The organism is Micromonospora arida (genome assembly GCF_003857035.1).
GTDB lineage: Bacteria > Actinomycetota > Actinomycetes > Mycobacteriales > Micromonosporaceae > Micromonospora > Micromonospora arida.
Genome location: NZ_QGSY01000094.1, coordinates 1 through 22,106, shown reverse-complemented (window position 1 = coordinate 22,106; position 22,106 = coordinate 1). Strand labels below are relative to the sequence as shown.

Sequence of the window (22,106 nt, the reverse complement as noted above, 5' to 3'; positions counted from 1 at the left end):
CCCCCGATGCAGAGGAGCACGCCATCATGCGTACCGATCTGATCCGTAAGACCGCCCTGACCGCCGCCGGCCTCGCCTTCACCGGCGGCGCTATCGCCGGCCCCGTCACCACCGCCTTCGCCGCACCCACCGGCAAGCCGGCCACCCAGACCCAGACCGACCGCAAGGGTGGTCATGGTGAGCGCGAGTTGGGCGTGCGCTACGAAGCCCAGCCGAACTTCTACTACTGCGGCCCCGCCGCCACCCGAAACGCCCTGAGCGTGCAGGGCAAGAACATCAACGTCGACGACATGGCCAAGGAAATGGGCACCACCGAGGCCGGCACCAACTCCATCAACGACATCACCCCCGTACTGAACAAGGAAACCGGTAAGAACGACGCCTACCGCTCCGTAGAAATCAGCACCCCGAACGCCGACGCCAAGCAGACCGATCAGCTGCGCGCCGACATCGTCAAGACCGTCGACGACGGCCGGGCCGTGGTCGCCAACATCGCCGGCACCAGCACCGACACCGACGGTGTGACCCACTCCTACGAGGGCGGGCACTACATCAGCGTCGTCGGCTACCAGAACAACGGTGACACCGTCACCATCGCCGACTCCGCCGACCCCAACCAGGCCGCCTACCAGATCAGCGTCGAGCACCTCGCGGACTGGATCGCCACCCGCGGCTACGCCACCAGCTGACCCACACCACCACATGACCGAAGGGCCGGACCCCCACGAGGGTCCGGCCCTTCGGCGTGACCTCAGTCGGTGGCGAGGACGGTCAGGATCTGCTCGCCGTACTTGGCGAGTTTGTTCTCGCCGACTCCGCTGACCCCTGACAGGTCGGCCAGCGTGCTGGGCGCGTCGCTGGCGATCTGTCGCAGAGTGGCGTCGTGGAAGATGACGTACGCCGGGACGCCCTGCTCCTTGGCGGTGGTCGCGCGCCAGGCTCGCAGCCGCTCGAACAGCGACGCGGCGGCCGGGGTCAGCTCGGCCACGACGGTGGACGCGCCGCGCGGCTTCGATGAGCGGCTCGATGCCGGCTTCTCCGGCTCGCGGCGCATGGTGACCGTACGGCGGCGAGCGAGGACGTCGGCGCTCGCCTCGGTCAGCGCCAGCGTGCCGTAGTCGCCCTCCACGGCGAGGAGCCCTTCGGCGAGCAGTTGCCGGACCACGCCCCGCCACTCGGCCTCGCTGAGCTCGGAGCCGATGCCGAAGACGGTCAGCGAGTCGTGACCGTACTGGCTGATCTTGTCGGTCTGTTTGCCGAGCAGGATGTCGATGCAGTGCCCGGCGCCGAAGCGCTGGTTGCGTTCGCGGTCGAGGCGGAAGACGGCGGAGAGCAGCTTCTGGGCGGCGACGGTGCCGTCCCAGGATTCTGGTGGGGTGAGGCAGGTGTCGCAGTTGCCGCAGGCGGCAGTCGTCGTCTCGCCGAAGTATTCGAGCAGTTGGACCCGCCGGCAGCGCACCGTCTCGCAGAGGGCGAGCATCGCGTCCAGGTGCGCGGCGAGGTTGCGGCGGTGGGCGAGGTCCCCGTCGGACGTCTCGATCATCTTGCGTTGCTGGACCACGTCCTGAAGCCCGTACGCCAGCCAGGCGGTGGACGGCAGACCGTCACGGCCGGCGCGGCCGGTCTCCTGGTAGTAGCCCTCGACGGACTTGGGCAGGTCGAGGTGGGCGACGAACCGGACGTCGGGCTTGTCGATGCCCATGCCGAAGGCGATGGTGGCGACCATGACCAGGCCGTCTTCCCGCAGGAAGCGTTGTTGGTTGCGAGCGCGGGTGCCCGCGTCCAGCCCTGCGTGGTACGGCAGTGCGGCGACCCCGTTGGCGGTGAGGAACTCCGCCGTCTTGTCGACCGAGGCCCGGGACAGGCAGTAGACGATGCCGGCGTCGCCGGGGTGCTCGTCGCGCAGCAGGGTCAGCAGCTGCTTGCGGGGCTCCCGCTTGGGCACGATCCGGTACTGGATGTTGGGCCGGTCGAAACTGGCCACGAAGTGCCGGGCGTCGTCGAGCTTGAGCCGGGTCGCGATCTCGGTGCGGGTGGCGCTGGTCGCGGTGGCGGTGAGGGCGATGCGGGGGACCTGCGGCCAGCGTTCGTGCAGCATCGAGAGCGCGAGGTAGTCGGGGCGGAAGTCGTGCCCCCACTGGGACACGCAGTGCGCCTCGTCGATCGCGAACAGGGAGATGCGGCCCCGGTCGAGCAGGGCGAGGGTGGATCGGACGCCGAGCGCCTCCGGGGCCAGGTAGAGCAGGTCCAGCTCGCCGGCGACGAAGGCAGCCTCCACCCGCCGCCGGGCGTCCAGGGTCTGGGTCGAGTTGAGGAACCCGGCGCGTACGCCGACCGCGGTGAGGGCGTCCACCTGGTCCTGCATGAGCGCGATCAGCGGGGACACGACGACGGCGACCCCGTCGCGGACCAGAGCCGGGATCTGGTAGCACAGGGACTTGCCACCACCGGTGGGCATCAACACCAGCGCGTCGCCGCCGGCGACCACATGGTCGATCACGTCCTGCTGGAAACCGCGGAAGGCGTCGTAGCCGAACACCCGGCGCAGCACCGGCAGCGCGTCCTCGGCCCGCAGGTCGGTGGGAGAAGCCATCCGGGGAGTCTACGAGCCGACCCCGACAGCGCCCGCCCGGCGCACCCGGGTCGGGTGGGCCGGACGGGCGAGGCGGTCAGCCGGGCTGGCTGGACCGGTTGGCCAGGCCGCGCGGCGGGGCCTTCATCCCGACCACGATGTCGACGATCTCGATGTAGCGGGCCTTGTTGCCCATCCGGAAGGCGGTGGCCGCCGCGTTGATCTCCTCGAGGGTGTCGGCCTCGACCATGGTGACCTGGTCGTACTTGCCGTTGACCCCGGTGCAGACGACGTGGGTGAGCTGCTTGGCGAAGCGGCCCAGGTCGCGGGCGTGCTCGGCGGAGATCTCGTGGATGCCCTCGCGGCCGAGGGCGAAGTACTCGGGGCTGATTCGCATGAACAGGAAGCCGACGTACTTGTTCTTGTCCGCCAGGTCGTGCATCGCACCCTCCAGATGTTGGTCTGACCTGCAACGATCACGTTGAGCGTATTGACAACTACTGATCGTCATCAAGCGTGCGGGCTGTCGGGAGGGCGACCCTCGAAGCGGTCCGCGGCGGCCGCCCGGCCACGGGTGCCGGGCCGCGACCCGGCGGCGGGATAGAGTCGCTGATTGACCAATCGCGGCCGAGGGCGGCCGCGGCGCCACGGCTTGGGGGTACGGGTGAGCGAGGCGCGCACAGCCGGTGACCGGATCGACGGCCCGGATGCCGGTGACGAGCAGATGGCGGCTGAGTCGGAGACCACCCTCGTGGTGGTCACCGGCCTCTCCGGGGGTGGCCGCAGCACGGTGGCCCGGGCGTTGGAGAACGTCGGCTACTACGTCGTGGACAACCTGCCGCAGGCCCTGATGCTGGACATGGCCGAGCTGGCTTTCAAGGCGGGCGGCGCGGCCCGGCGTACCGCGATGGTGCTGGACGTGCGGTCGCGGGCCTTCTCCACCGACCTGGTCGGGGCGATCCGGGAGCTCAAGGAGCGCGGATTCTCGCCCCGGGTGGTCTTCGTCGACGCCGACGACGAGGTGCTGATCCGGCGGTTCGAGAGCGTTCGGCGTTCGCACCCGTTGCAGGGTGACGGGCGGCTGGCCGACGGCATCGCCGTGGAGCGCGGCCTGCTGGAGGAGGCCCGTGACCAAGCCGACGTGATCATCGACACCAGCCACCTGAACGTCAACCAGCTCCGGCGTCGCATCGAGGAGCTGTTCGGCGGCGAGGACGCCCGCCGGCTGCGGGTCACGGTGTTGTCGTTCGGCTTCAAGTACGGCCTGCCACCGGACGCCGATTTCGTGTTGGACGCCCGCTTCCTGCCCAACCCGTACTGGGTTCCGGAGCTGCGTGAGCACACCGGGCGGGAGGAGGCGGTCAGCGCGTACGTGCTGGGCCAGGAGGGCGCGGACGCCTTCGTCGCCTCGTACGCCGACCTGGTCAACGCCACCACGACCGGCTTCGAGCGGGAGGGCAAGCGGTACCTCACGGTCGCCGTGGGCTGCACCGGCGGCAAGCACCGCAGCGTGGCCATCGCCGAGGAGTTGGCCAGCCGACTGCGTCACTCCGGGCTGGCGGCGAACGCCCAGCACCGCGACCTGGGGCGGGAATGACGGCCCGGCGGGTGGTGGCGTTCGGCGGCGGGCACGGCCTGTCCGCCTCGTTGCGTGCGCTGCGCCACTGCGCTCCCGAACTCGACCTCGACATCACCGCGGTGGTCACGGTGGGTGACGACGGCGGCTCCAGTGGCCGGCTGCGGGCCGAGCGGGGTGGCCTGCCGCCGGGAGATCTGCGCCAGGCGCTGGTGGCGTTGGCCGGGGACCACCCGGCCACCCGGCGCAGCGCCGGGCTGTTCCAGCACCGCTTCGCCGCCGTACCGGTGGGCGTACCCGGATCCGGCGCGACCGGCCCGGGCCCGGCGGCGGGCGTCGACCCGGACCGGGACGGCGCGGCCCCGCGCGGCACGGACGCAGCCCAGCGCGGCACGGACGCAGCCCACCGCGGCACGGACGCAGCCCAGCGCGGCACGGACGCAGCCCAGCGCGGCACGGACACAGCCCCGCGCGGCACCGGCGCGGCCCTGCGCGGCACCGACGGGGCGTCGGCCGGGACCGACGGTCTGACCGGGCACGCGGTGGGCAACCTGGTGCTCTGCGGCCTCATGGAGCTGCTCGGCGACCCGGTGGCCGCGCTGGAGCACGCCGGCGCGATGCTCGGCGCGGTGGGCCGGGTGCTGCCGATGTCCCGCCAACCGGTCGGCATCGAGGCGCGGGTACGCGGTGCCGACCCGGCCGCCCCGGACGAGGTGCGCACGGTCAGTGGCCAGCACCAGGTGGCCGTCACCACCGGCCGGGTCGAGTCGTTGCGCCTGACCCCGAGCGCCCCACCGGCGTGCGCCGAGGCCATCGAGGCGATCCGGGCGGCCGATTGGTTGATCTTCGGGCCGGGCAGCTGGTACACGAGTGTGCTTCCGCACCTGCTGGTGCCGCAGTTGGCCGACGCGATCGTGTCCACCTCGGCCCGGCGGCTGGTCACGCTGAACCTCGCCGCGGAGAAGGAGACCCTCGGGCTTTCCGTCGCCGACCATCTCGCGGCGCTGCACTGGTACCTGCCCGAACTCAAGGTCGATCTTGTGCTCGCCGATGCGAAGGCGGTGGGTGACCCCGAACCGGTCGAACGTGCGGCAGAATCGCTGGGTGCCCGCCTGGTCCTCGCCCCCGTCGCCGTTGTCGACGGGACTCCCCGCCATGATCCGGCTGCCCTGGGCGCCGCGCTGGTGCCTGTCCTGGGCGCCGATCGTTAGACACGTACGTAATCTCCGGCGACACGCCGGAACAGGTCCGTGAGGGGACGCACAATGGCGATGACGGCCGCGGTCAAGGACGAGCTGAGTCGGGTCGACGTGCCCAAGCCCTGCTGTCGGCGGGCGGAGATGGCCGCGCTGCTGCGCTTCGCCGGCGGGCTGCACATCGTCTCCGGCCGCGTGGTGGTGGAGGCTGAACTGGACACCGGGGCGGTGGCCCGGCGGCTGCGCCGGGAGATCGCCGAGGTCTACGGCTACCCCAGCGAGATCCACGTGCTGGCGTCCGGTGGGCTGCGCAAGGGCAGCCACTTCATCGTGCGGGTGGTCAAGGACGGTGAGGCCCTGGCACGGCAGACCGGCCTGCTCGACGTGCGGGGTCGCCCGGTGCGTGGCCTGCCCCCGCACGTGGTGGCGGCCAACGTCTGCTGCGCGGTCGCCGCGTGGCGGGGCGCGTTCATGGCCCACGGCTCGCTCACCGAGCCGGGCCGCTCCAGCGCGCTGGAGATCACCTGCCCGGGGCCGGAGTCGGCGCTGGCCCTGGTCGGCGCGGCCCGCCGCATCGGCATCACCGCGAAGAACCGCGAGGTACGCGGGGTGGACCGGGTGGTCGTCAAGGACGGTGACGCGATCGCCGCGCTGCTCACCCGGATCGGGGCGCACTCCAGCGTGCTGGCCTGGGAGGAGCGTCGGGTACGCCGCGAGGTGCGGGCCACCGCCAACCGGCTCGCCAACTTCGACGACGCCAACCTGCGCCGTTCGGCGCGGGCGGCGGTCGCCGCGGCCGCCCGGGTCACCCGTGCGCTGGAGATCCTCGCCGACGAGGCGCCCAACCACCTGACCGACGCCGGTCGGCTGCGTCTGGAGCACCGTCAGGCATCGCTGGAGGAGCTGGGGGCCCTGGCCGACCCCCCGCTGACCAAGGACGCCATCGCGGGGCGGATCCGCCGGCTCCTGGCGCTGGCCGACAAGCGGGCCCGCGACCTTGGCATCCCGGATACGGAAGCAGCCGTCACGCCCGACATGCTCGTGGTCTGATAGGACGGTGGGGCCGCACGGTGCGCCCGGGAGCACGACCCGGCGCAGCGTGGTCTCGCACGCTCGGATAGGGTCGCTGCGTACGGCAAGGGGGCCGACACCGGCACTCCTCGTCGTGCCCCACCGCCTCGGGCGGTCAGGTCCTCAGACCGCGCGGCGGGGTGGCCGAGATGAACCGTCGACGGCCGGCTCCAACGGTCGGCGCACACCATTCCCGCCGGCCCGTTGTCTGAAGCCGGCGGACCAGAACGCGAGGAGATGGGACCTGTGACCATCCGGGTTGGCATCAACGGCTTTGGCCGAATCGGCCGTAACTTCTTCCGGGCAGTGCTGGCGTCTGACGCCGACATCGAGGTCGTGGCGGTGAACGACCTGACCGACAACGCCACGCTCGCCCACCTGCTCAAGTACGACAGCATCCTCGGTCGCCTGCCGTACGAGGTCAAGGCCACCGCCGACGAGATCACCGTCGGTGGCAAGACCATCAAGGCGTACGCCGAGAAGGACCCGTCGAAGCTGCCGTGGGGCGAGGTCGGCGCCGACGTCGTCATCGAGTCGACCGGCTTCTTCACCGACGCCACCAAGGCCAAGGCGCACGTCGACGGTGGGGCCAAGAAGGTCATCATCTCCGCCCCGGCGAAGAACGAGGACGTCACCGTCGTCATGGGTGTCAACCACGACACCTACGACCCGGCGAAGCACACCATCATCTCCAACGCCTCGTGCACCACCAACTGCCTCGCCCCGATGGCGAAGGTCCTGCACGACACGTTCGGCATCCAGCACGGTCTGATGACGACGATCCACGCGTACACCCAGGACCAGAACCTCCAGGACGCGCCGCACTCGGACCTGCGTCGGGCCCGCGCCGCCGCGCTGAACATCGTGCCGACCTCGACCGGCGCCGCCAAGGCGATCGGCCTGGTCCTGCCGGACCTCAAGGGCAAGCTCGACGGGTACGCCCTGCGGGTGCCGATCCCGACCGGCTCGGTCACCGACCTCACCGTCAACGTGGGTCGCGAGACCACCGTGGACGAGGTCAACGCCGCGCTGAAGGCCGCCGCGGACGGCCCGCTCAAGGGCATCCTGGTCTACAACGAGGACCCGATCGTCTCCACCGACATCGTGACCGACCCGGCGTCGTGCATCTTCGACGCGCCGCTGACCAAGGTCGTCGGCAACCAGGTCAAGGTCGTCGGCTGGTACGACAACGAGTGGGGCTACTCCAACCGCCTGGTCGACCTCGTCAAGCTGGTCGGTTCGTCGCTGTGAGCATCCGGACCCTCGACGACCTGCTCGCCGAGGGGGTGTCGGGTCGGCGCGTGCTGGTGCGCGCCGACCTGAACGTCCCGCTCGACAAGCAGACCGGTGCCATCACTGACGACGGCCGGATCCGCGCGGTGCTGCCGACTCTCGGCGCGCTGGTCGAGGCCGGCGCGAAGGTGGTCGTCTGCTCGCACCTGGGCCGCCCGAAGGGCGCTCCGGACCCGCAGTTCAGCCTGGGTCCGGTCGCTGGGCGGCTCGGTGAGCTGCTCGGCGCGCCGGTGCACTTCGCTACCGACACCGTCGGTGATTCCGCCCGCTCGACCGTCGCCGACCTGGCCGACGGTCAGGTCGCCCTTCTGGAGAACCTGCGTTTCAACGCCGGTGAGACCAGCAAGGACGAGGCCGAGCGGGGCGCCTTCGCCGACCAGCTGGCCGCGTTCGGTGACGCGTACGTGGACGACGCGTTCGGTGCCGTGCACCGCAAGCACGCCAGTGTCTTCGACGTGCCGGCCCGGTTGCCGCACGTCGCGGGCCGGCTGGTGCTGCGTGAGGTCGAGGTGCTCTCCAAGCTCACCGGTGACCCCGAACGCCCGTACGTGGTGGTGCTCGGTGGGTCGAAGGTGTCCGACAAGCTCGCCGTGATCGAGGCTCTGCTGCCCACTGTCGACCGGCTGCTCATCGGTGGCGGGATGTGCTTCACCTTCCTCAAGGCACAGGGCCTGGAGGTGGGCACCTCGCTGCTGGAGAAGGACATGGTCGACACCTGCCGCAACCTGCTGGAGCGGTCCGGCGGCAAGATCATGCTGCCGGTCGACGTGGTGGTCGCGGACGCGTTCGCTCCGGACGCGGCGCACGACACGGTGCGGGTCGACGGCATCCCGAGCCACCGGCTCGGCCTGGATGTCGGCCCGGAGACGGTGGCCGGCTTCAGCGCCGCGCTGTCCCAGGCGAAGACGATCTTCTGGAACGGTCCGATGGGCGTGTTCGAGATGCCGGCCTTCGCTGCGGGCACCCGGGGGATCGCCGAGGCGATCACCAAGGCGGACGCGTTCAGCGTCGTCGGCGGCGGTGACTCGGCGGCGGCGGTCCGTGCGTTGGGGCTGGACGAGTCGTCCTTCGGGCACATCTCCACCGGCGGTGGCGCCTCCCTGGAATACCTCGAGGGCAAGGCCCTCCCCGGCATCGCGGCCCTGGAGAACTGAATGTCGAGCACCACCCGCCGGCCGCTGATGGCCGGCAACTGGAAGATGAACCTCAACCACCTCGAGGCCAACCTGCTGGTGCAGAAGCTGGCGGCGAGCCTCACCGAGAAGCAGCTCACCGCCGTCGAGACGGTCGTGCTGCCGCCCTTCACCGACCTGCGCACCGTGCAGACCGCGGTGGACGGGGACAAGCTGCTGATCGGCTACGGCGGGCAGGACCTCTCCCCGCACCCGTCCGGCGCGTACACCGGGGACATCTCCGGGGCGATGCTGGCCAAGCTCGGCTGCACGTACGTGGTGGTCGGGCACTCCGAGCGGCGGGCCTACCACCACGAGGACGACGTGCTGGTCAACGCCAAGGTCAAGGCGGCGCTGACGCACGGCCTGACGCCGATCCTGTGCGTGGGGGAGGGGCTGGACGTCCGCGAGCAGGGCACCCACGTGGCGCACTGCTCCGACCAGCTCGACGGGGGCCTCGCCGGCCTCACCCCCGAGCAGGTGCGGCAGGTCGTGATCGCGTACGAGCCGGTCTGGGCGATCGGCACGGGCAAGACCGCGACCCCGGACGACGCCCAGGAGGTCTGCGGGGCGGTGCGTCAGCGACTGGCGGAACGCTTCGACCAGGAGACCGCCGACCAGGTTCGGGTTCTCTACGGCGGCTCGGTCAAGGCGTCCAACATCGCCTCGATCATGGCCCAACCGGACGTGGACGGGGGCCTGGTGGGGGGCGCCAGCCTGGACGCCGAGGAATTCGCTCAGATCTGCCGGTTCCCGGAGCACCTCGCCCGCTGATCGCTCGGTATCCTTGACACCGCCCGTCCGCCGGTCGGTGCCGCCGTGCCCGATCAGACCGGGCGAGGATCGCTACGAGAGGAACTGACCCCAGCCATGCCGATCTGGTTCGCATACACGTTGATCGTGTTGCTGGTCATCACGAGCATTCTGCTCACCCTGCTGATCCTGCTGCACCGCGGCAAGGGTGGCGGTCTGTCGAGCATGTTCGGCGGTGGCGTCAGCTCCAGCCTCGCCGGCTCCTCGGTCGCGGAGAAGAACCTGGACCGCTACACCGTTCTGGTGAGCGTCGTCTGGTTCGCCGCGATCGTCGGCCTCGGGCTCTGGCTGCGCCTCCAAATGAACAGCGGCGCCTGAGCAGGCTCAGTAAGTCGTACAATCTGCGCGCGGTTCGTCACTCGACGGGCCGCGCGCAGGCTTTTCTCCGCTGCACCGCGTCGCCCGCCGCTCCACCCCCGAAGACGGCGGGTCCCCTCCGACGACAGGAGCGAGCAGCCGTGCCGAATGGCAACGTTATCCGGGGAGCCCGGGTCGGGTCCGCACCGATGCGCCCGGACGAGCGGCACCAACCCGCCCCCCGACAGGACGTCACCTACTGGTGCCGTAACGACCACCGGGTCGACATCCGGATCGCCGCGGACGTCGAGCCGCCACCCCTGTGGGACTGCCCCCGCTGTGGCCTACCCGCCGGTCGCGACGCCCAGAACCCGCCGGGTCGGGTCCGCGCCGAGCCGTACAAGAGCCACCTGGCGTACGTGAAGGAGCGGCGCACCGCCGAGGAGGGGGAGGCCCTGCTCGCCGAGGCGCTCGCCGCACTACGCCGTCGACGCGGCGAGTAGCGGGCTCATCCCAGCGCTCAGCGCAGGCTGCGCAGTCGGACGGGTACGTCGGCCGCGGCCGCCCGGTCCAGCAGCCAGCGGGTGCGGTTCACGCCGTGCACGCCGGCCGCCGGCAACTGCACCGGGCCTGCGCCGGCCAACGCCATACCCACCGCGCGAGCCTTGTCGGCGCCGGCGGCCACCAGCCAGACCTCCTCGGCGGTGTTGATCGCCGGCAGGGTGAGGGTGGTCCGCGTCGGCGGCGGCTTGGGGCTGCCCCGCACCGCGCTGACGGGCCGGGTCTCGTAGCCCACCGGGTGCTCGGGGAAGACCGAGGCCACATGGCCGTCCTCGCCGACGCCCAGCATCAGCACGTCGAAGTGCGGCAGGGTGGCGTGCCCGGGCCGGGCTGCGCGGGCCAGCTCGTCCGCGTACGCGGCAGCCGCCGCCTCCGGGTCGTTGCCGGCCGGGCCGTCCGAGGCCGGCATCGCGTGCACCCGGGCCGGGTCCAGTGGCACCACGTCCAGCAGGGCGGCCCGGGCCTGCGTCTCGTTGCGGTCCGGATCACCGGCGGGCAGGAACCGTTCGTCGCCCCACCACACGTCGACCCGGGACCAGTCCACCGCGTCGCGGGCCGGCAGCGTCGCCACCGCCCGGTACACGGCCGCGGCGACCCGACCTCCGGTGAGCACCACCGAGGCTTCGCCCCGGTCGGCCTGGGCGTCGAGCAGCTTCACCAGCAACCGGGCCGCCACGGCCTGCGCCAGCAGGTCGGCGTCGGCGTGGACGGCGACACTCGCCTCACTCATGGTTACGCCTTCGTTTCCCGACCGCGAGGCGGTCGCTGTCGTGCCCGGGGCGGTGTGCCCGAGGTGGTGGGGCGAAAACCCCGGAGATTGCGGGGCAGGGCCGGTGGTACCGGCCCTGCCCGACGGTGTGCCCCGGCTGGGCTCAGCCCTCGCCGCTCGTGCCGACGTGCGCGGTCACCCCGGCCTCGGCGCGCTGCGCGGTGGCCGGATCTTTCCAGACGTGAACCCGCTGGGCGGGGCGCTGCTCCAGCCCCCGCAGCCCGACCGTCGCGCCCAGCGCCTCCGCGTACACCTGGTCGGCGTCCAGCCGGCGCAGCTCCTCGGCCAGCTCGTCGCCGAGCGGGCGGCGCACCAGCGGCAGGGCCCGGTCGTCCTGGCCCGTCCGCCGGAACACGGCCAGGCTGTCCTCCCGGGTCAGCGTCAGCTGGTCGCCGTTGGCGCAGCTGAGCTGCACCTCCCGCATCCGAGGGAACTCGTCGCTGTCCACCCGGCGTGGGGTGATGCCGAGCCGGCTGGACAGCCAACCAGCCATCAGCGCCGCCGTCGGGTCGGTGGGAGGCGCGACGATGGTCGCCTCGGTGACCTGGGCGCTGGTGGTGTCGAACGCCCCGGCGACCAGGGTGCGCCACGGGGTGATCCGGGTCCACGCCAGGTCGGTGTCGCCCGGGGCGTAGTCCCGGGCACGCTGCCGCAGCGCCTCCACCGGGTCGGCGGCCTGCGCGGCGTCGGTGATCCTCCGGTCGGCCACCACCCCGAGGAAGTCGGTGGCGATCTCCGCCGGTGGCTCGCCGTGCCACCACGTGACAACCGGTACGTCGGGAACGAGCAGCGGCATCACTACCGACTCGGCGTGCAGGGACAACCGGCCGTACATGCGGGTGACCACCGCCTCGCACGGGCCGAGCCGGCCCCCGACCACGATCTCCGCGTCCAGTCGGTTGCGGTCCCGCTCGATCTCCGAGCGGACCACCACCACGAGGCGACACGGGTGCGCGGCGGCGGCGATCGTCGCCGCGGCCTCCGCCTCCCGGACCCGCTTCTCGTCCACGACCACGATGAGGGTGAGCGCCATGCCGCTGGCCACACCGCCGGCGCTGCGCCGCTCGGCGGCGAGCGCCTTGACCACCTCGTTGCCGGTGGTGTCCCACAGCCCGATCATGCTCGTCTCCAGGCGCGGCCCTCGCGGGCCAGCATCTCGTCGGAGGCCCGTGGGCCCCACTCGCCGGCCCGGTACGGCTCCGGGGTGGTGCCCTCCCAGGCGTGCTCCAGGGGGTCGATCACCTGCCAGCTCTGCTCGACCTCGGCCGCGTCCGGGAACAGGGTGCGGTCGCCGATCAGCACGTCCAGCACCAGACGCTCGTACGCCTCGGGGCTGGACTCGGTGAACGCCTCGCCGTACTGGAAGTCCATCGCGATGTCGCGGACCTCCATGGTCGTGCCCGGCACCTTCGAGCCGAACTTGAGCACCACGCCCTCGTCCGGCTGCACCCGGATGACCAGCTGGTTGTTGCCCAGCGACTCCATGTCGGCGTCGTTGAACGGCAGGTGCGGCGCCTTCTTGAAGATGATGGCGACCTCGGTGACCCGCCGGGGCAGCCGCTTGCCGGCCCGGATGTAGAACGGCACCTCCGCCCAGCGGCGGTTCTGGATGCCCAACCGCACCGCCACGTACGTCTCGGTGGTGGAGTCGGCGGGGACGTCCTGCTCCTCCAGGTAACCGACCGCGCGTTCGCCACCGACCCAACCGGGCAGGTACTGACCGCGGACGGTGTCCCGGGCGACGTCCTTGGGCAGGGTGATGGCCTTGAGCACCTTCAGCTTCTCGGCCCGGATCTCATCGGCGTCGAAGCTGGTCGGCTCCTCCATCGCCACCAGGGCGAGGAGTTGGAGAAGATGGTTCTGCAGCACGTCGCGGGCGGTGCCGACGGTGTCGTAGAAGCCGGCGCGGGTGCCGATGCCGACGTCCTCCGCCATGGTGATCTGCACCGAGTCGACGTACTTGGAGTTCCACAGCGGCTCGAACAGGTTGTTGGCGAACCGCAGGGCGAGGATGTTCTGAACCGTCTCCTTGCCCAGGTAGTGGTCGATCCGGAAGACGTCCTGCCGGGTGAACACGTCGTCGACGAGGTCGTTGAGCGCCTTCGCCGAGGGCAGGTCGTTGCCGAACGGCTTCTCCACGACGACCCGGCGCCAACCGCCGGACTTGTCGTTGTCGGCCATCCCGGTGCGGGCCAGCTGCTTGAGCACGACGGGGAACGCTGCCGGCGGGATGGAGAAGTAGAACGCCGCGTTGCCGGTGATGCCGTGGGTCTGGCGCAGATCGTCCAGCGTCGAGGCGAGAGTGTCGAAGGCGTCGTCGTCGTCGAACGACCCGCCGACGAACTTGATGTTGCCGGCCAGCCGCGCCCACACCTCGTCCCGCCACGGGGTGCGGGCGTGCTTGCGGGCAGCCTCGCAGGCCAACGTCTCGAAGTCGCCGTCACCCCAGTCGCGGCGCGCGAAACCGAGCACCACGAAGCCCGGCGGCAACAGCCCCCGGTTGGCCAGGTCGTAGACCGCGGGGAGCAGCTTCTTGCGGGCCAGGTCGCCGGTCACCCCGAAGATCACCAGAGCGCAGGGCTCCGGGATCCGGGGCAACCGGCGGTCCTGCGGGTCGCGCAGCGGGTTCACCGAACCGCCTTCTCGCTCCGCTTCAGTCACGTCGTCCATCCTCACGCCCGCAGATCACCGGCCGCGTCCAGTAGTTGGGCGACACCGGCGGCCCGGTCGGTCAGGTGCAACCGCAGCACCGGCCGCTCCCGACCGGCGAGAGCCTGCCGGTCACCGGCGGCCTGCGCCGCCTGCAACTCACCGAAGGTGTACGGCTTGCCCGGCACCTCCAGGTCCTCGGCGACCGCGCCGGTCACCTGGAGGTAGCTGCCCACCTGCGGGCCGCCCTTGTGGTACTGGCCCGTCGAGTGCAGGAAGCGCGGACCCCAGCCGAAGGTGACCGGCCGGCCGCCCGCCTGGGCCAGCAGCGACCGCAGCCGGGCCGTGTCGGCGTCGGCGAACCGGTCGAGGTACGCCATCACCGCGAGGTAACCGTCGTCGCCCAGCCCGTCGAGCAGCCAGCGCAGCACACCGGCCAGGTCCCCGGGGGCGCCCTGCGGGGCGTACACCTCGATCGCGCCCTCGGTGAACGATGGCGACTCCGCCGGCAGGCCCGAGGCCAGGATCTTGTTGGTGTTCTCCTTGGACTCGGTGACGTTCGGCTGGTTGAACGGGTCGATGCCGAGCACCACGCCGGCCACCGCGGTGGCGTACTCCCAGGCCAGGAACTGCGCGCCCAGCGGGCCGTTGACGGCCACGTCCGGGTTGGCCCCGCCGCCCGGCATGTCACCGGGGGCCAGCGCGCCGCCGTAGCTGACGGTCAGCACGTCCGCGCCCGTGGCGCCGGGGCTCTGCGGAGACTCCACGACCACCGGGAGGATGCCCACCCCGGCCTTGCCGGTCGACTCGGCGATCAGCTGCTCGGCCCAGTCGCCGAGCCCGTCGATGCCGGTGCCGTCGGAGACCAGGGCGACCTTGTCCCGGGCCAGCGTGGCCGCGGCGCCCAGGGCGGCGCCCAGCGCCAGCGCCGGGTTGTTCTGGTCCGCGCCGAGCGACGTGGCCAGCGCGTCGGCCTGGTCGAGCAGCTCCGCGACCTCGACCCCGGCCAGCGCCGAGGGCACCAGACCGAACGCGGTGAGCGCCGAGTACCGGCCGCCGACGTTCGGGTCGGCGAGCACGGTGAACGCGCCCATCTCGGCCGCGGTGGTCTCCAGCGGCGAACCCGGGTCGGTGACGATGACGAAGTGCCGACCGGCCTCCGCCTCGGTCATCCCGGCGTCCAGGAACGCCTGCCAGTACGCGCGCCGGTGGCTGTCGGTCTCCACCGTCGACCCGGACTTGCTGGCCACCACCACGACGGTGCGCTCCAGCCGGTCACCGAGCGCCGCCCGGACCTGGCCCGGGTCGGTGGTGTCCAGCACGGTCAACGGGCGACCCAGCGTCCGGGTGATCACCTCGGGCGCGAGCGACGAGCCGCCCATGCCGGCGAGCACCACGTGATCCAGGTCGGCCAGCTCCGCGGTCAGCTCGGCCAACTGGACGAGCAGCTCGCGGCTGCGCCGGTGGGTGTCCACCCAGCCCAGCCGGATCTTCGCCTCGGCCTCGGCGTCCGGACCCCACAGGCTCGCGTCCTTGCCCGCCAGCTTGCCCGGGACGCCGGCCTTGACCAGCGCGTCCCGGGTCGAGGCGGGCGCGGCCTTGTCGACCGCGTCCGCGCCGTACACGGCCAGCCCGGCGGCTGCCTCCACCGGCCCACTGAGTAGGTCGCTCATGCGCCACCGGCCTTCTCGGCGGCCTTGGCGTTGCCCTTGGCCGCCTTGTTCGGGGCACCCTTGCCCTTCGCCGCGGCCTCCAGCGACTTGCGGACCCCGTCGAGCAGTTCCTGCCAGCTGGCCTCGAACTTCTCCACGCCCTCGCGCTCCAGGGTGACGATCACGTCGTCCATGTCCACCCCGACCGACTCCAGGTCGGCGAAGACCTTCCGGGCCGCGTCGTAGGCGCCGGTGATGGTGTCGCCGCGGGTCTCGCCGTGATCGGCGTACGCGTGGATGACCGCCTCGGGCATGGTGTTGACCGTGCCGGGGGCGATCAGCTCCTCGACGTAGATGACGTCCCGGTAGTCCGGGTTCTTCGTCGAGGTGGACGCCCACAGCGGCCGCTGCGGGTGCGCGCCGACGGCGGCGAGCGCCTTCCAGCGGTCGGAGGAGAAGACCTCGGTGTAGCGCTCGTACGCCAGCTGCGCGTTGGCGATGGCGGCCTTGCCCTTGAGGGCCTTCGCCTGGTCGGAGCCGACCTTCTCCAGCCGCTTGTCGACCTCGGAGTCGACCCGGGAGACGAAGAACGACGCCACCGAGCCGATCTTGGACAGGTCGTGGCCGTTCGCCTTGGCCTGCTCCAGACCGGCGAGGAACGCCTCCATGACCGCCGAGTAGCGGTCCAGGCCGAAGATCAGCGTGACGTTGACGCTGATCCCCTCGGCCAGGGTGGCGGTGATCGCCGGGAGGCCGGCCTCGGTGGCCGGGATCTTGATGTAGAGGTTGGGGCGGTCCACCAGCCACCACAGGGCCTTGGCCTCGGCCACCGTCCGGTCGCTCTCGTGGGCCAGCCGGGGGTCCACCTCGATCGAGACCCGGCCGTCGACACCGTCGCTGCCGTCGTACGACGGGCGCATCACGTCGCAGGCCCATCGCACGTCGTACGTCGTGAGCATGCGCACCGACTCCTCGACCTCGACGCCACGGGTGGCGAGGTCGTGCAGCTGCCAGTTGTACTCGTCGGCGTCGCTCAGCGCCTTGGCGAAGATCGTCGGGTTGGTGGTGACGCCGGCCACGTGCTTCTCGCGGCGCAGCTGGTCCAGCCCGCCGGAGCTCAAACGCACCCGGGAAAGATCGTCGAGCCAGACCGCCACGCCTGCGGCGGTGAGCTCATTCAGCTTGTCCGTCATGCCATCCACGCTCCCTCAGTTGCCGGTCGTGAAACCGGTGATGTCGCCCACCCGGGCCAGCGAGGCGTGTGCTGCCGCCACGATCCGGTCGGGGGTGAACCCGAACTGCTCGAAGAGCACGGTGTGCGGGGCGCTCGCTCCGTAGTGCTCCAGGCTCACGCTCTCGCCCAGGTCACCGACGACTCCGCGCCAGGACATCGCGATGCCCGCCTCCACGCTCACCCGTGCCTTTACCCCACGCGGGAGCACCGACTCCCGGTACGCCTCGTCCTGCTCGTAGAACCACTCCTGGCAGGGCATCGAGACGACCCGGGTCGGGGTGCCGTCGGCCTCCAGCCGCTCCCGGGCGGTCAGGCAGAGCTGCACCTCGGAACCGGTGCCGACGATGATCACCTGAGGCTTGCCGTTGGACGCCTCGGCCAGCACGTAGCCGCCCTTGGCCACACCCTCCGCGCCGCCCAGGACGTCGCGGTCCATGGTCGGCAGCGGCTGACGGCTCAGCGCCAGCGCGGTCGGCCGGTCGGTGTGCTCCAGCGCCTGCCGCCAGGCCCAGGCGGTCTCGTTGGCGTCCGCCGGACGGACCACGTCCAGGCCCGGGATGGCGCGCAGCGCGGTCAGGTGCTCCACCGGCTGGTGGGTCGGGCCGTCCTCGCCGAGGCCGATCGAGTCGTGCGTCCAGACGTAGGTCACCGGCAGCTTCATCAGCGCGGCCAGCCGCACCGACGGACGCATGTAGTCGCTGAAGACCAGGAACGTGCCGCCGTACGGGCGGGTGCCACCGTGCAGGGCGATGCCGTTGAGGATCGCGCCCATGGCGTGCTCACGGATGCCGAAGTGCAGCGTGCGGCCGTACTCGTGGCCGGGGAAGTCCTTGGTGGCGTGGGCGGCCGGAATGAACGACGGCTCGCCCTTCATGGTGGTGTTGTTGCTCTCGGCCAGGTCGGCCGAGCCGCCCCACAACTCCGGGAGCACCGGCGCGAGCGCCTCCAGCACCTTGCCGGAGGCGGCCCGGGTGGCCACCCCCTTGGCGTCCGCGGGGAAGACCGGCAACGCGTCGGTCCAGCCGTCGGGGAGTACGTGACCAGCCAGCCGCTCGTAGAGCGCGGTGCGCTCCGGGTTGGCCTTCTTCCAGGCGTCGAACGCGGTGGTCCACTCCTGCTGGGCGTCGGAGCCGCGGCCCATCACCGTGCGGGCGTGGCTGAGCACCTCCTCGTCGACCTGGAACGTCTGCTCCGGGTCGAAGTCGAGAATCCGCTTGGTGGCCTTCACCTCGTCGGCGCCGAGCGCCGAGCCGTGGATCTTGCCGGTGTTCTGCTTGTTGGGCGCGGGCCAGCCGATGATGGTGCGCAGCGCGATGAAGGAGGGGCGGCCGGTCTCCGCCTTGGCGGCCACCAGCGCCGCGTACAGCGCCTCGGCGTCCTCGTGGTAGTCGCCCTGGTCGGCGTCGCCGCTGCGCCAGTCGACGGTCTGCACGTGCCAGCCGTACGCCTCGTAGCGGGCGGCCACGTCCTCGCTCTTGGCGATCCGGGTGTCGTCCTCGATGGAGATCTCGTTGTCGTCGTAGATCACCGTGAGGTTGCCCAGCTGCTGGTGCCCGGCGAGGGCGCTGGCCTCGTGGCTGATGCCCTCCTCGATGTCGCCGTCGGAGACGATGCACCAGATGTCGTGGTCGAAGACGGACGCGCCGAGCTCGGACTCTGGGTCGAACAGGCCGCGCTCGCGGCGGGCCGCCATGGCCATGCCGACCGCGTTGCCCAGACCCTGCCCGAGCGGGCCGGTGGTGGTCTCCACGCCCGGCGTGTGCCCGTGCTCGGGGTGCCCCGGCGTCTGCGAGCCCCACTGCCGCAGCGACTTGAGGTCGTCCAGGCTCAGCGGGTAACCGGAGAGGAACAGCTGGATGTAGAGCGTCAGGCTGGAGTGCCCGGCGGAGAGCACGAACCGGTCGCGGCCGGGCCAGTTCGGGTCGGCCGGGTTGTGCCGCATGACGCGGTTGAAGAGGAGGTACGCCGCGGGCGCGAGGCTCATCGCGGTGCCCGGGTGACCGTTGCCGGATTTCTCTACGGCGTCCATGGCCAGCACGCGGACGGTGTCTACGGCCCGGCGATCGAGGTCGGACCAGTTCAGTGCGGAGTGCTCGGGTCGTTTAACAGCCACGATGGTTGTGCTCCTCGGCAGATGGGCGGAACCCTCACCGATGACCTTATCGAGCGTCCCTAAACGTGCGCCCGGGGATCTGCGCATGGTGTGCGCTACGTGACCATCCGGATGCTCGGGTTCAACCCGGTGGTGTGACGGCCCGCACCGTTGTCGGGTCGGCCGGGCAGCCAAAACGACGACGCGTAGTGTGTGGGGCGGTATGCGGACGCGAGTGGTCCCGACCGATCCGATCTCCCCTTGCCCGATGCCGGAAGGTGGCAATCCGTGAGCATGATCACCGAGCGCCCCGCGAGCAACCCGGCCGGGCCACACCCGGCGCGGGCGGCCGAGGGCCCGGTGGCCCGGCGGGACGTACGCGCTGTCCTCTCGGCGTACGTGGCGCTCACCAAGCCGCGGATCGTCGAGTTGCTGCTGGTCACCACCGTCCCGGCGATGATGCTCGCCGAGGGCGGGCTGCCGTCGCTGTGGCTGATGGCCATCGTGCTGATCGGCGGCTCGCTCGCCGCCGGCGCGGCAAGCGTTCTCAACTGCTACATCGACCGCGACATCGACCAGCTGATGCGGCGCACCAAGCGTCGGCCGCTGCCGGCGCACACCGTGTCGCCGCGAAGCGCGCTGATCTTCGGTCTGGTGCTGGCGGCGGTGTCGGTGGCCCTGATGGCGGCGTTCACCAACCTGCTGGCCGCCGGGCTGACTCTCGCCGCGATCGCCTACTACGACCTCGTCTACACCCTCTGGCTCAAGCGTTCCACCCCGACGAACACCTTCTGGGGCGGCGCCTGCGGGGCCGCACCGGTGCTGATCGGGTGGGCTGCGGTGACCGGCTCGCTGGCGCCGGCCGCCTGGGGGCTCTTCGCGGTGGTCTTCTTCTGGCAGATGCCGCACTTCTACCCGCTCGCCATGAAGTACAAGGACGACTACGCGCGGGCCGGCATTCCGATGCTCCCGGTGGTGGCCTCGATCCGCCGCGTGAACGCCGAGATCCTGATCTTCGCGTGGCTCACCGTGCTCACCTCCCTGGCCGTCTGGCCGCTGGGGCTCAGCGCGATCTACGGAGTGCCGACACTGGTGGTGGGTGCCATCTTCGTGGTCGAGGCACACCGGCTCTGCCGGCGCGCGACGCGCGGCGAGGCGGTCAAGCCGATGCGACTGTTCCACTGGTCGACGACGTACCTGACGATCGTCTTCGTGGCCGTCGCGCTCGACGCGCTGATCTGACCGTCCCGCACGGCCCGGCTTCGCGTCCAAGGCGGTGGCCTCCGCCCGCCGTCTTCCGCTGGCTGTCGGCTCCCTTGAGCATCGGGGCTCCTACGGGCACCGGGGCTCCGTCGGGCACTGCGGCTCCTACGGGCACCGGGGCTCCGTCGGGCACTGCGGCTTCGGCTTCTTTGCGCGCTACGGGCCCGGCGGTCCTCGCACCGTCAGTTGTCGCGCCGTGGCTCTGCCCGCCGCGAACGGTGCCGATGATCTACTGACTAATCATGGACGTGGATGAGTTGTCCGGGTTTAACGTCACATCAGAGTAACTTTCAGCATGAGTCGGATCGGCTCAACCTGGGGTGGTTCGAAGGCGATTTACCGACGTGCTTTGAGCGCAAAAGTCGGTAAATAAACGGACAGTCAACCTGTGGTCGTCCTTAAACCTGTAGGTAATTGGCATCACAAAAGGTTCATGGTTCTCGCGCGACGGGGTGCAACTCTGCTTAGGCTTCGCGTCATGGCAGATGGTTCCGATACGACGCTGACGGCCGAGCAGACCGCCGGCGAGCAGGCGCCCCAGGGCCTGGTCGCGGGCCTCAAGGCGTTCGCGGCTGGACACGGCGGCGCGAAGGCGGTCATCGAGTACGTCGGCAAGCGTGGCGCGCGGATCGTCCTGGTGGGTTCCGACGGCGAGTGGGGCGACCAGTTCGCCGACGACACCGTCACCGCCCGGGAGGCGTGCGCCAAGGCGGGAGTCACCGTCGAGAACGCCTGGGAGCGTGAACTGATGGACCAGATGCGTCCGAGCAACGACCTCTGGCGGTCGATGGCCCGGCGCACGATGGCCCGCTGAACAGACAGCTGAATTGACCACATATCACCAGTCGACCCGGGGGGAACCCCGGGTCGCTCTCGTCACCTGCTCAGACCTGGCCGACCTCGACCCGGACGACCGGCTGGTCCTGACCCCGCTCGCCGCCCAGGGTGTCGCCGTCCAGTCCGTCGTCTGGGACGACCCCGACGTCGACTGGTCGTCCTACGACCTGGTCGTGCTCCGCTCACCCTGGGACTACGCGCTACGCCGCGACGAATTCGTGTCCTGGGCGGCGACCGTGCCGACGCTGGTCAACCCGGCAGACGTGGTCCGCTGGAACACTGACAAGCGCTACCTCGCCGAGCTGAGCGCCGCCGGGGTGCCAACCGTGCCGACGTCGTGGATCGAGCCGGGGGAGAGCTGGCAGCTGCCCGCCCAGACCGGCGAGTACGTGCTCAAGCCCGCAGTCAGCGCCGGCAGCCAGGACACCGGCCGGTACGACCTGGCCGACCCGGAGCACCGGGACCTGGCCGCCGCACACGTTCGCAGGCTCTCCGAGGCTGGCCGGGTCACCATGGTCCAGCCGTACCTGCGGGCCGTCGACACCGAGGGCGAGACGGCCCTGCTCTTCCTGGCCGGCCCGGAAGGGCTCGCGTTCAGCCACGCGATCCGCAAGGGTCCGATGCTGTCCGGGCCGGACCTCGGCCCGGACGGGCTCTACAAGGCCGAAGAGATCACCGCCCGCACCGCCCGCCCCGAACAGCTGGCGGTGGCCGAGCAGACCCTCGCGACGGTGCCCGGCGGTACCCGACAGCTGCTCTACGCCCGGGTCGACCTGATCCCCGGCCCGGACGGCGAGCCGGTCCTGGTCGAGCTGGAGCTGACCGAGCCGTCGCTCTTCATCGGGTACGCGGACGGAGCCCCCGACCGCCTCGCCACCGCGATCACCACCCACCTGGCCCGCACCGCCTGACCTCCCACAACAAGCAACCCCGGACGGCCACCCGTGCTGCCGCGCGCCCGTGCTGCCGCCGGCAAGATCGCGCAACATCCTGGTTGTAGTGGCTTCCCGGCGTCTCGTGGCCACTACATCCTGGTTCGAGTGCGATCTTGGCGCGGGG

The 22,106-nt window shown here is 71.1% G+C and carries 20 protein-coding genes; 12 read left to right on the top strand and 8 right to left on the bottom strand.

Translation table 11 applies throughout. The annotated features are described in order from the left end of the window. The first annotated feature begins 26 nt into the window (after positions 1–26). Positions 27–689 (top strand): C39 family peptidase, encoded by a 663-nt coding sequence (locus DLJ58_RS04330; RefSeq protein WP_124853959.1) that lies wholly within the window; start codon positions 27–29, stop codon positions 687–689. A 62-nt stretch (positions 690–751) separates the two neighbouring features. On the opposite strand, the gene recQ is transcribed toward DLJ58_RS04330, so the two are convergent. Both recQ and DLJ58_RS04320 read right to left on the bottom strand, forming a co-directional pair. Further along, positions 752–2,593 (bottom strand): DNA helicase RecQ, encoded by a 1,842-nt coding sequence (recQ, locus tag DLJ58_RS04325; protein WP_124853958.1) that lies wholly within the window; start codon positions 2,591–2,593, stop codon positions 752–754. A 76-nt stretch (positions 2,594–2,669) separates the two neighbouring features. Further along, positions 2,670–3,014 (bottom strand): hypothetical protein, encoded by a 345-nt coding sequence (locus tag DLJ58_RS04320; RefSeq protein WP_091403656.1) that lies wholly within the window; start codon positions 3,012–3,014, stop codon positions 2,670–2,672. Between the two features lie 282 nt (positions 3,015–3,296). Here DLJ58_RS04320 and rapZ point away from each other — a divergent pair, with 282 nt between their 5' ends. The 8 genes from rapZ to DLJ58_RS04280 all read left to right on the top strand — a co-directional run bounded on the left by rapZ (position 3,297) and on the right by DLJ58_RS04280 (position 10,493). Beyond that, positions 3,297–4,169, top strand: a complete 873-nt coding sequence (rapZ, locus tag DLJ58_RS04315) for an RNase adapter RapZ (RefSeq protein ID WP_091405198.1) — start codon at positions 3,297–3,299, stop codon at positions 4,167–4,169. Continuing rightward, a complete protein-coding gene (locus DLJ58_RS04310) occupies positions 4,166–5,359 on the top strand; it encodes a gluconeogenesis factor YvcK family protein (protein ID WP_124853957.1) in 1,194 nt (397 codons plus the stop codon). The genes rapZ and DLJ58_RS04310 overlap by 4 nt, the downstream gene beginning before the upstream one ends. A 54-nt stretch (positions 5,360–5,413) precedes the next feature. After that, a complete protein-coding gene (gene whiA, locus DLJ58_RS04305; protein ID WP_091403660.1) occupies positions 5,414–6,394 on the top strand; it encodes a DNA-binding protein WhiA in 981 nt (326 codons plus the stop codon). A gap of 267 nt (positions 6,395–6,661) precedes the next feature. Then, positions 6,662–7,666, top strand: coding sequence for a type I glyceraldehyde-3-phosphate dehydrogenase (gene gap / locus DLJ58_RS04300; protein ID WP_124853956.1), 1,005 nt, complete (start codon positions 6,662–6,664; stop codon positions 7,664–7,666). Next, on the top strand, positions 7,663–8,862 hold the full coding sequence (locus tag DLJ58_RS04295; protein ID WP_124853955.1) for a phosphoglycerate kinase: 1,200 nt from the start codon (positions 7,663–7,665) through the stop codon (positions 8,860–8,862). Before gap ends, DLJ58_RS04295 begins: the two co-directional genes overlap by 4 nt. Then, positions 8,863–9,654 (top strand): triose-phosphate isomerase, encoded by a 792-nt coding sequence (gene tpiA, locus DLJ58_RS04290; RefSeq protein ID WP_124853954.1) that lies wholly within the window; start codon positions 8,863–8,865, stop codon positions 9,652–9,654. It begins immediately after the preceding gene. 96 nt (positions 9,655–9,750) lie between these two features. Next, entirely contained in the window at positions 9,751–10,011 is a 261-nt protein-coding gene (gene secG, locus DLJ58_RS04285) for a preprotein translocase subunit SecG (RefSeq protein WP_030337344.1), read from the top strand. A 140-nt stretch (positions 10,012–10,151) separates the two neighbouring features. Then, positions 10,152–10,493, top strand: coding sequence for an RNA polymerase-binding protein RbpA (locus DLJ58_RS04280; RefSeq protein WP_124853953.1), 342 nt, complete (start codon positions 10,152–10,154; stop codon positions 10,491–10,493). Positions 10,494–10,510: 17 nt separating this feature from the next. Here the strand turns inward: DLJ58_RS04280 and pgl are convergent, their stop codons facing one another. From pgl to tkt, 6 genes are all read right to left on the bottom strand, one after another. Further along, positions 10,511–11,281, bottom strand: a complete 771-nt coding sequence (pgl, locus tag DLJ58_RS04275) for a 6-phosphogluconolactonase (protein WP_124853952.1) — start codon at positions 11,279–11,281, stop codon at positions 10,511–10,513. A 142-nt stretch (positions 11,282–11,423) separates the two neighbouring features. After that, positions 11,424–12,440: a glucose-6-phosphate dehydrogenase assembly protein OpcA gene (locus tag DLJ58_RS04270; RefSeq protein WP_124853951.1), complete on the bottom strand. Its 1,017-nt coding sequence runs from the start codon at positions 12,438–12,440 to the stop codon at positions 11,424–11,426. Next, a complete protein-coding gene (zwf, locus tag DLJ58_RS04265) occupies positions 12,437–13,990 on the bottom strand; it encodes a glucose-6-phosphate dehydrogenase (RefSeq protein WP_124853950.1) in 1,554 nt (517 codons plus the stop codon). Before zwf ends, DLJ58_RS04270 begins: the two co-directional genes overlap by 4 nt. Positions 13,991–13,992: 2 nt before the next feature. After that, positions 13,993–15,642, bottom strand: coding sequence for a glucose-6-phosphate isomerase (locus DLJ58_RS04260; RefSeq protein WP_124853949.1), 1,650 nt, complete (start codon positions 15,640–15,642; stop codon positions 13,993–13,995). Continuing rightward, the gene (gene tal / locus DLJ58_RS04255; RefSeq protein WP_124853948.1) at positions 15,639–16,814 is read right to left on the bottom strand and encodes a transaldolase; all 1,176 of its coding nucleotides are present in this window, start codon (positions 16,812–16,814) and stop codon (positions 15,639–15,641) included. The genes DLJ58_RS04260 and tal overlap by 4 nt, the downstream gene beginning before the upstream one ends. Before the next feature lie 15 nt (positions 16,815–16,829). After that, positions 16,830–18,968 (bottom strand): transketolase, encoded by a 2,139-nt coding sequence (gene tkt / locus DLJ58_RS04250; RefSeq protein WP_124853947.1) that lies wholly within the window; start codon positions 18,966–18,968, stop codon positions 16,830–16,832. A 267-nt stretch (positions 18,969–19,235) separates the two neighbouring features. Here tkt and DLJ58_RS04245 point away from each other — a divergent pair, with 267 nt between their 5' ends. The 3 genes from DLJ58_RS04245 (at position 19,236) to DLJ58_RS04235 (ending at position 21,958) form a co-directional block, all read left to right on the top strand. Beyond that, positions 19,236–20,189, top strand: a complete 954-nt coding sequence (locus DLJ58_RS04245; protein ID WP_091403680.1) for a heme o synthase — start codon at positions 19,236–19,238, stop codon at positions 20,187–20,189. 499 nt (positions 20,190–20,688) lie between these two features. Continuing rightward, a complete protein-coding gene (locus DLJ58_RS04240; RefSeq protein WP_091403682.1) occupies positions 20,689–21,024 on the top strand; it encodes a hypothetical protein in 336 nt (111 codons plus the stop codon). Between the two features lie 13 nt (positions 21,025–21,037). Beyond that, complete coding sequence (locus DLJ58_RS04235) at positions 21,038–21,958, top strand: ATP-grasp domain-containing protein (protein ID WP_124853946.1); 921 nt, start codon at positions 21,038–21,040, stop codon at positions 21,956–21,958. Positions 21,959–22,106 lie beyond the last annotated feature (148 nt).

Coding starts and splice junctions, on each gene's coding strand:
- DLJ58_RS04330 (WP_124853959.1), top strand. CDS start 27: ATGCGTACCGATCTGATCCGTAAGACCGCCCTGACCGCCGCCGGCCTC.
- recQ (WP_124853958.1), bottom strand. CDS start 2,593: ATGGCTTCTCCCACCGACCTGCGGGCCGAGGACGCGCTGCCGGTGCTG.
- DLJ58_RS04320 (WP_091403656.1), bottom strand. CDS start 3,014: ATGCACGACCTGGCGGACAAGAACAAGTACGTCGGCTTCCTGTTCATG.
- rapZ (WP_091405198.1), top strand. CDS start 3,297: ATGGCGGCTGAGTCGGAGACCACCCTCGTGGTGGTCACCGGCCTCTCC.
- DLJ58_RS04310 (WP_124853957.1), top strand. CDS start 4,166: ATGACGGCCCGGCGGGTGGTGGCGTTCGGCGGCGGGCACGGCCTGTCC.
- whiA (WP_091403660.1), top strand. CDS start 5,414: ATGGCGATGACGGCCGCGGTCAAGGACGAGCTGAGTCGGGTCGACGTG.
- tpiA (WP_124853954.1), top strand. CDS start 8,863: ATGTCGAGCACCACCCGCCGGCCGCTGATGGCCGGCAACTGGAAGATG.
- secG (WP_030337344.1), top strand. CDS start 9,751: ATGCCGATCTGGTTCGCATACACGTTGATCGTGTTGCTGGTCATCACG.
- pgl (WP_124853952.1), bottom strand. CDS start 11,281: ATGAGTGAGGCGAGTGTCGCCGTCCACGCCGACGCCGACCTGCTGGCG.
- DLJ58_RS04270 (WP_124853951.1), bottom strand. CDS start 12,440: ATGATCGGGCTGTGGGACACCACCGGCAACGAGGTGGTCAAGGCGCTC.
- zwf (WP_124853950.1), bottom strand. CDS start 13,990: ATGGACGACGTGACTGAAGCGGAGCGAGAAGGCGGTTCGGTGAACCCG.
- DLJ58_RS04260 (WP_124853949.1), bottom strand. CDS start 15,642: ATGAGCGACCTACTCAGTGGGCCGGTGGAGGCAGCCGCCGGGCTGGCC.
- tal (WP_124853948.1), bottom strand. CDS start 16,814: ATGACGGACAAGCTGAATGAGCTCACCGCCGCAGGCGTGGCGGTCTGG.
- DLJ58_RS04240 (WP_091403682.1), top strand. CDS start 20,689: ATGGCAGATGGTTCCGATACGACGCTGACGGCCGAGCAGACCGCCGGC.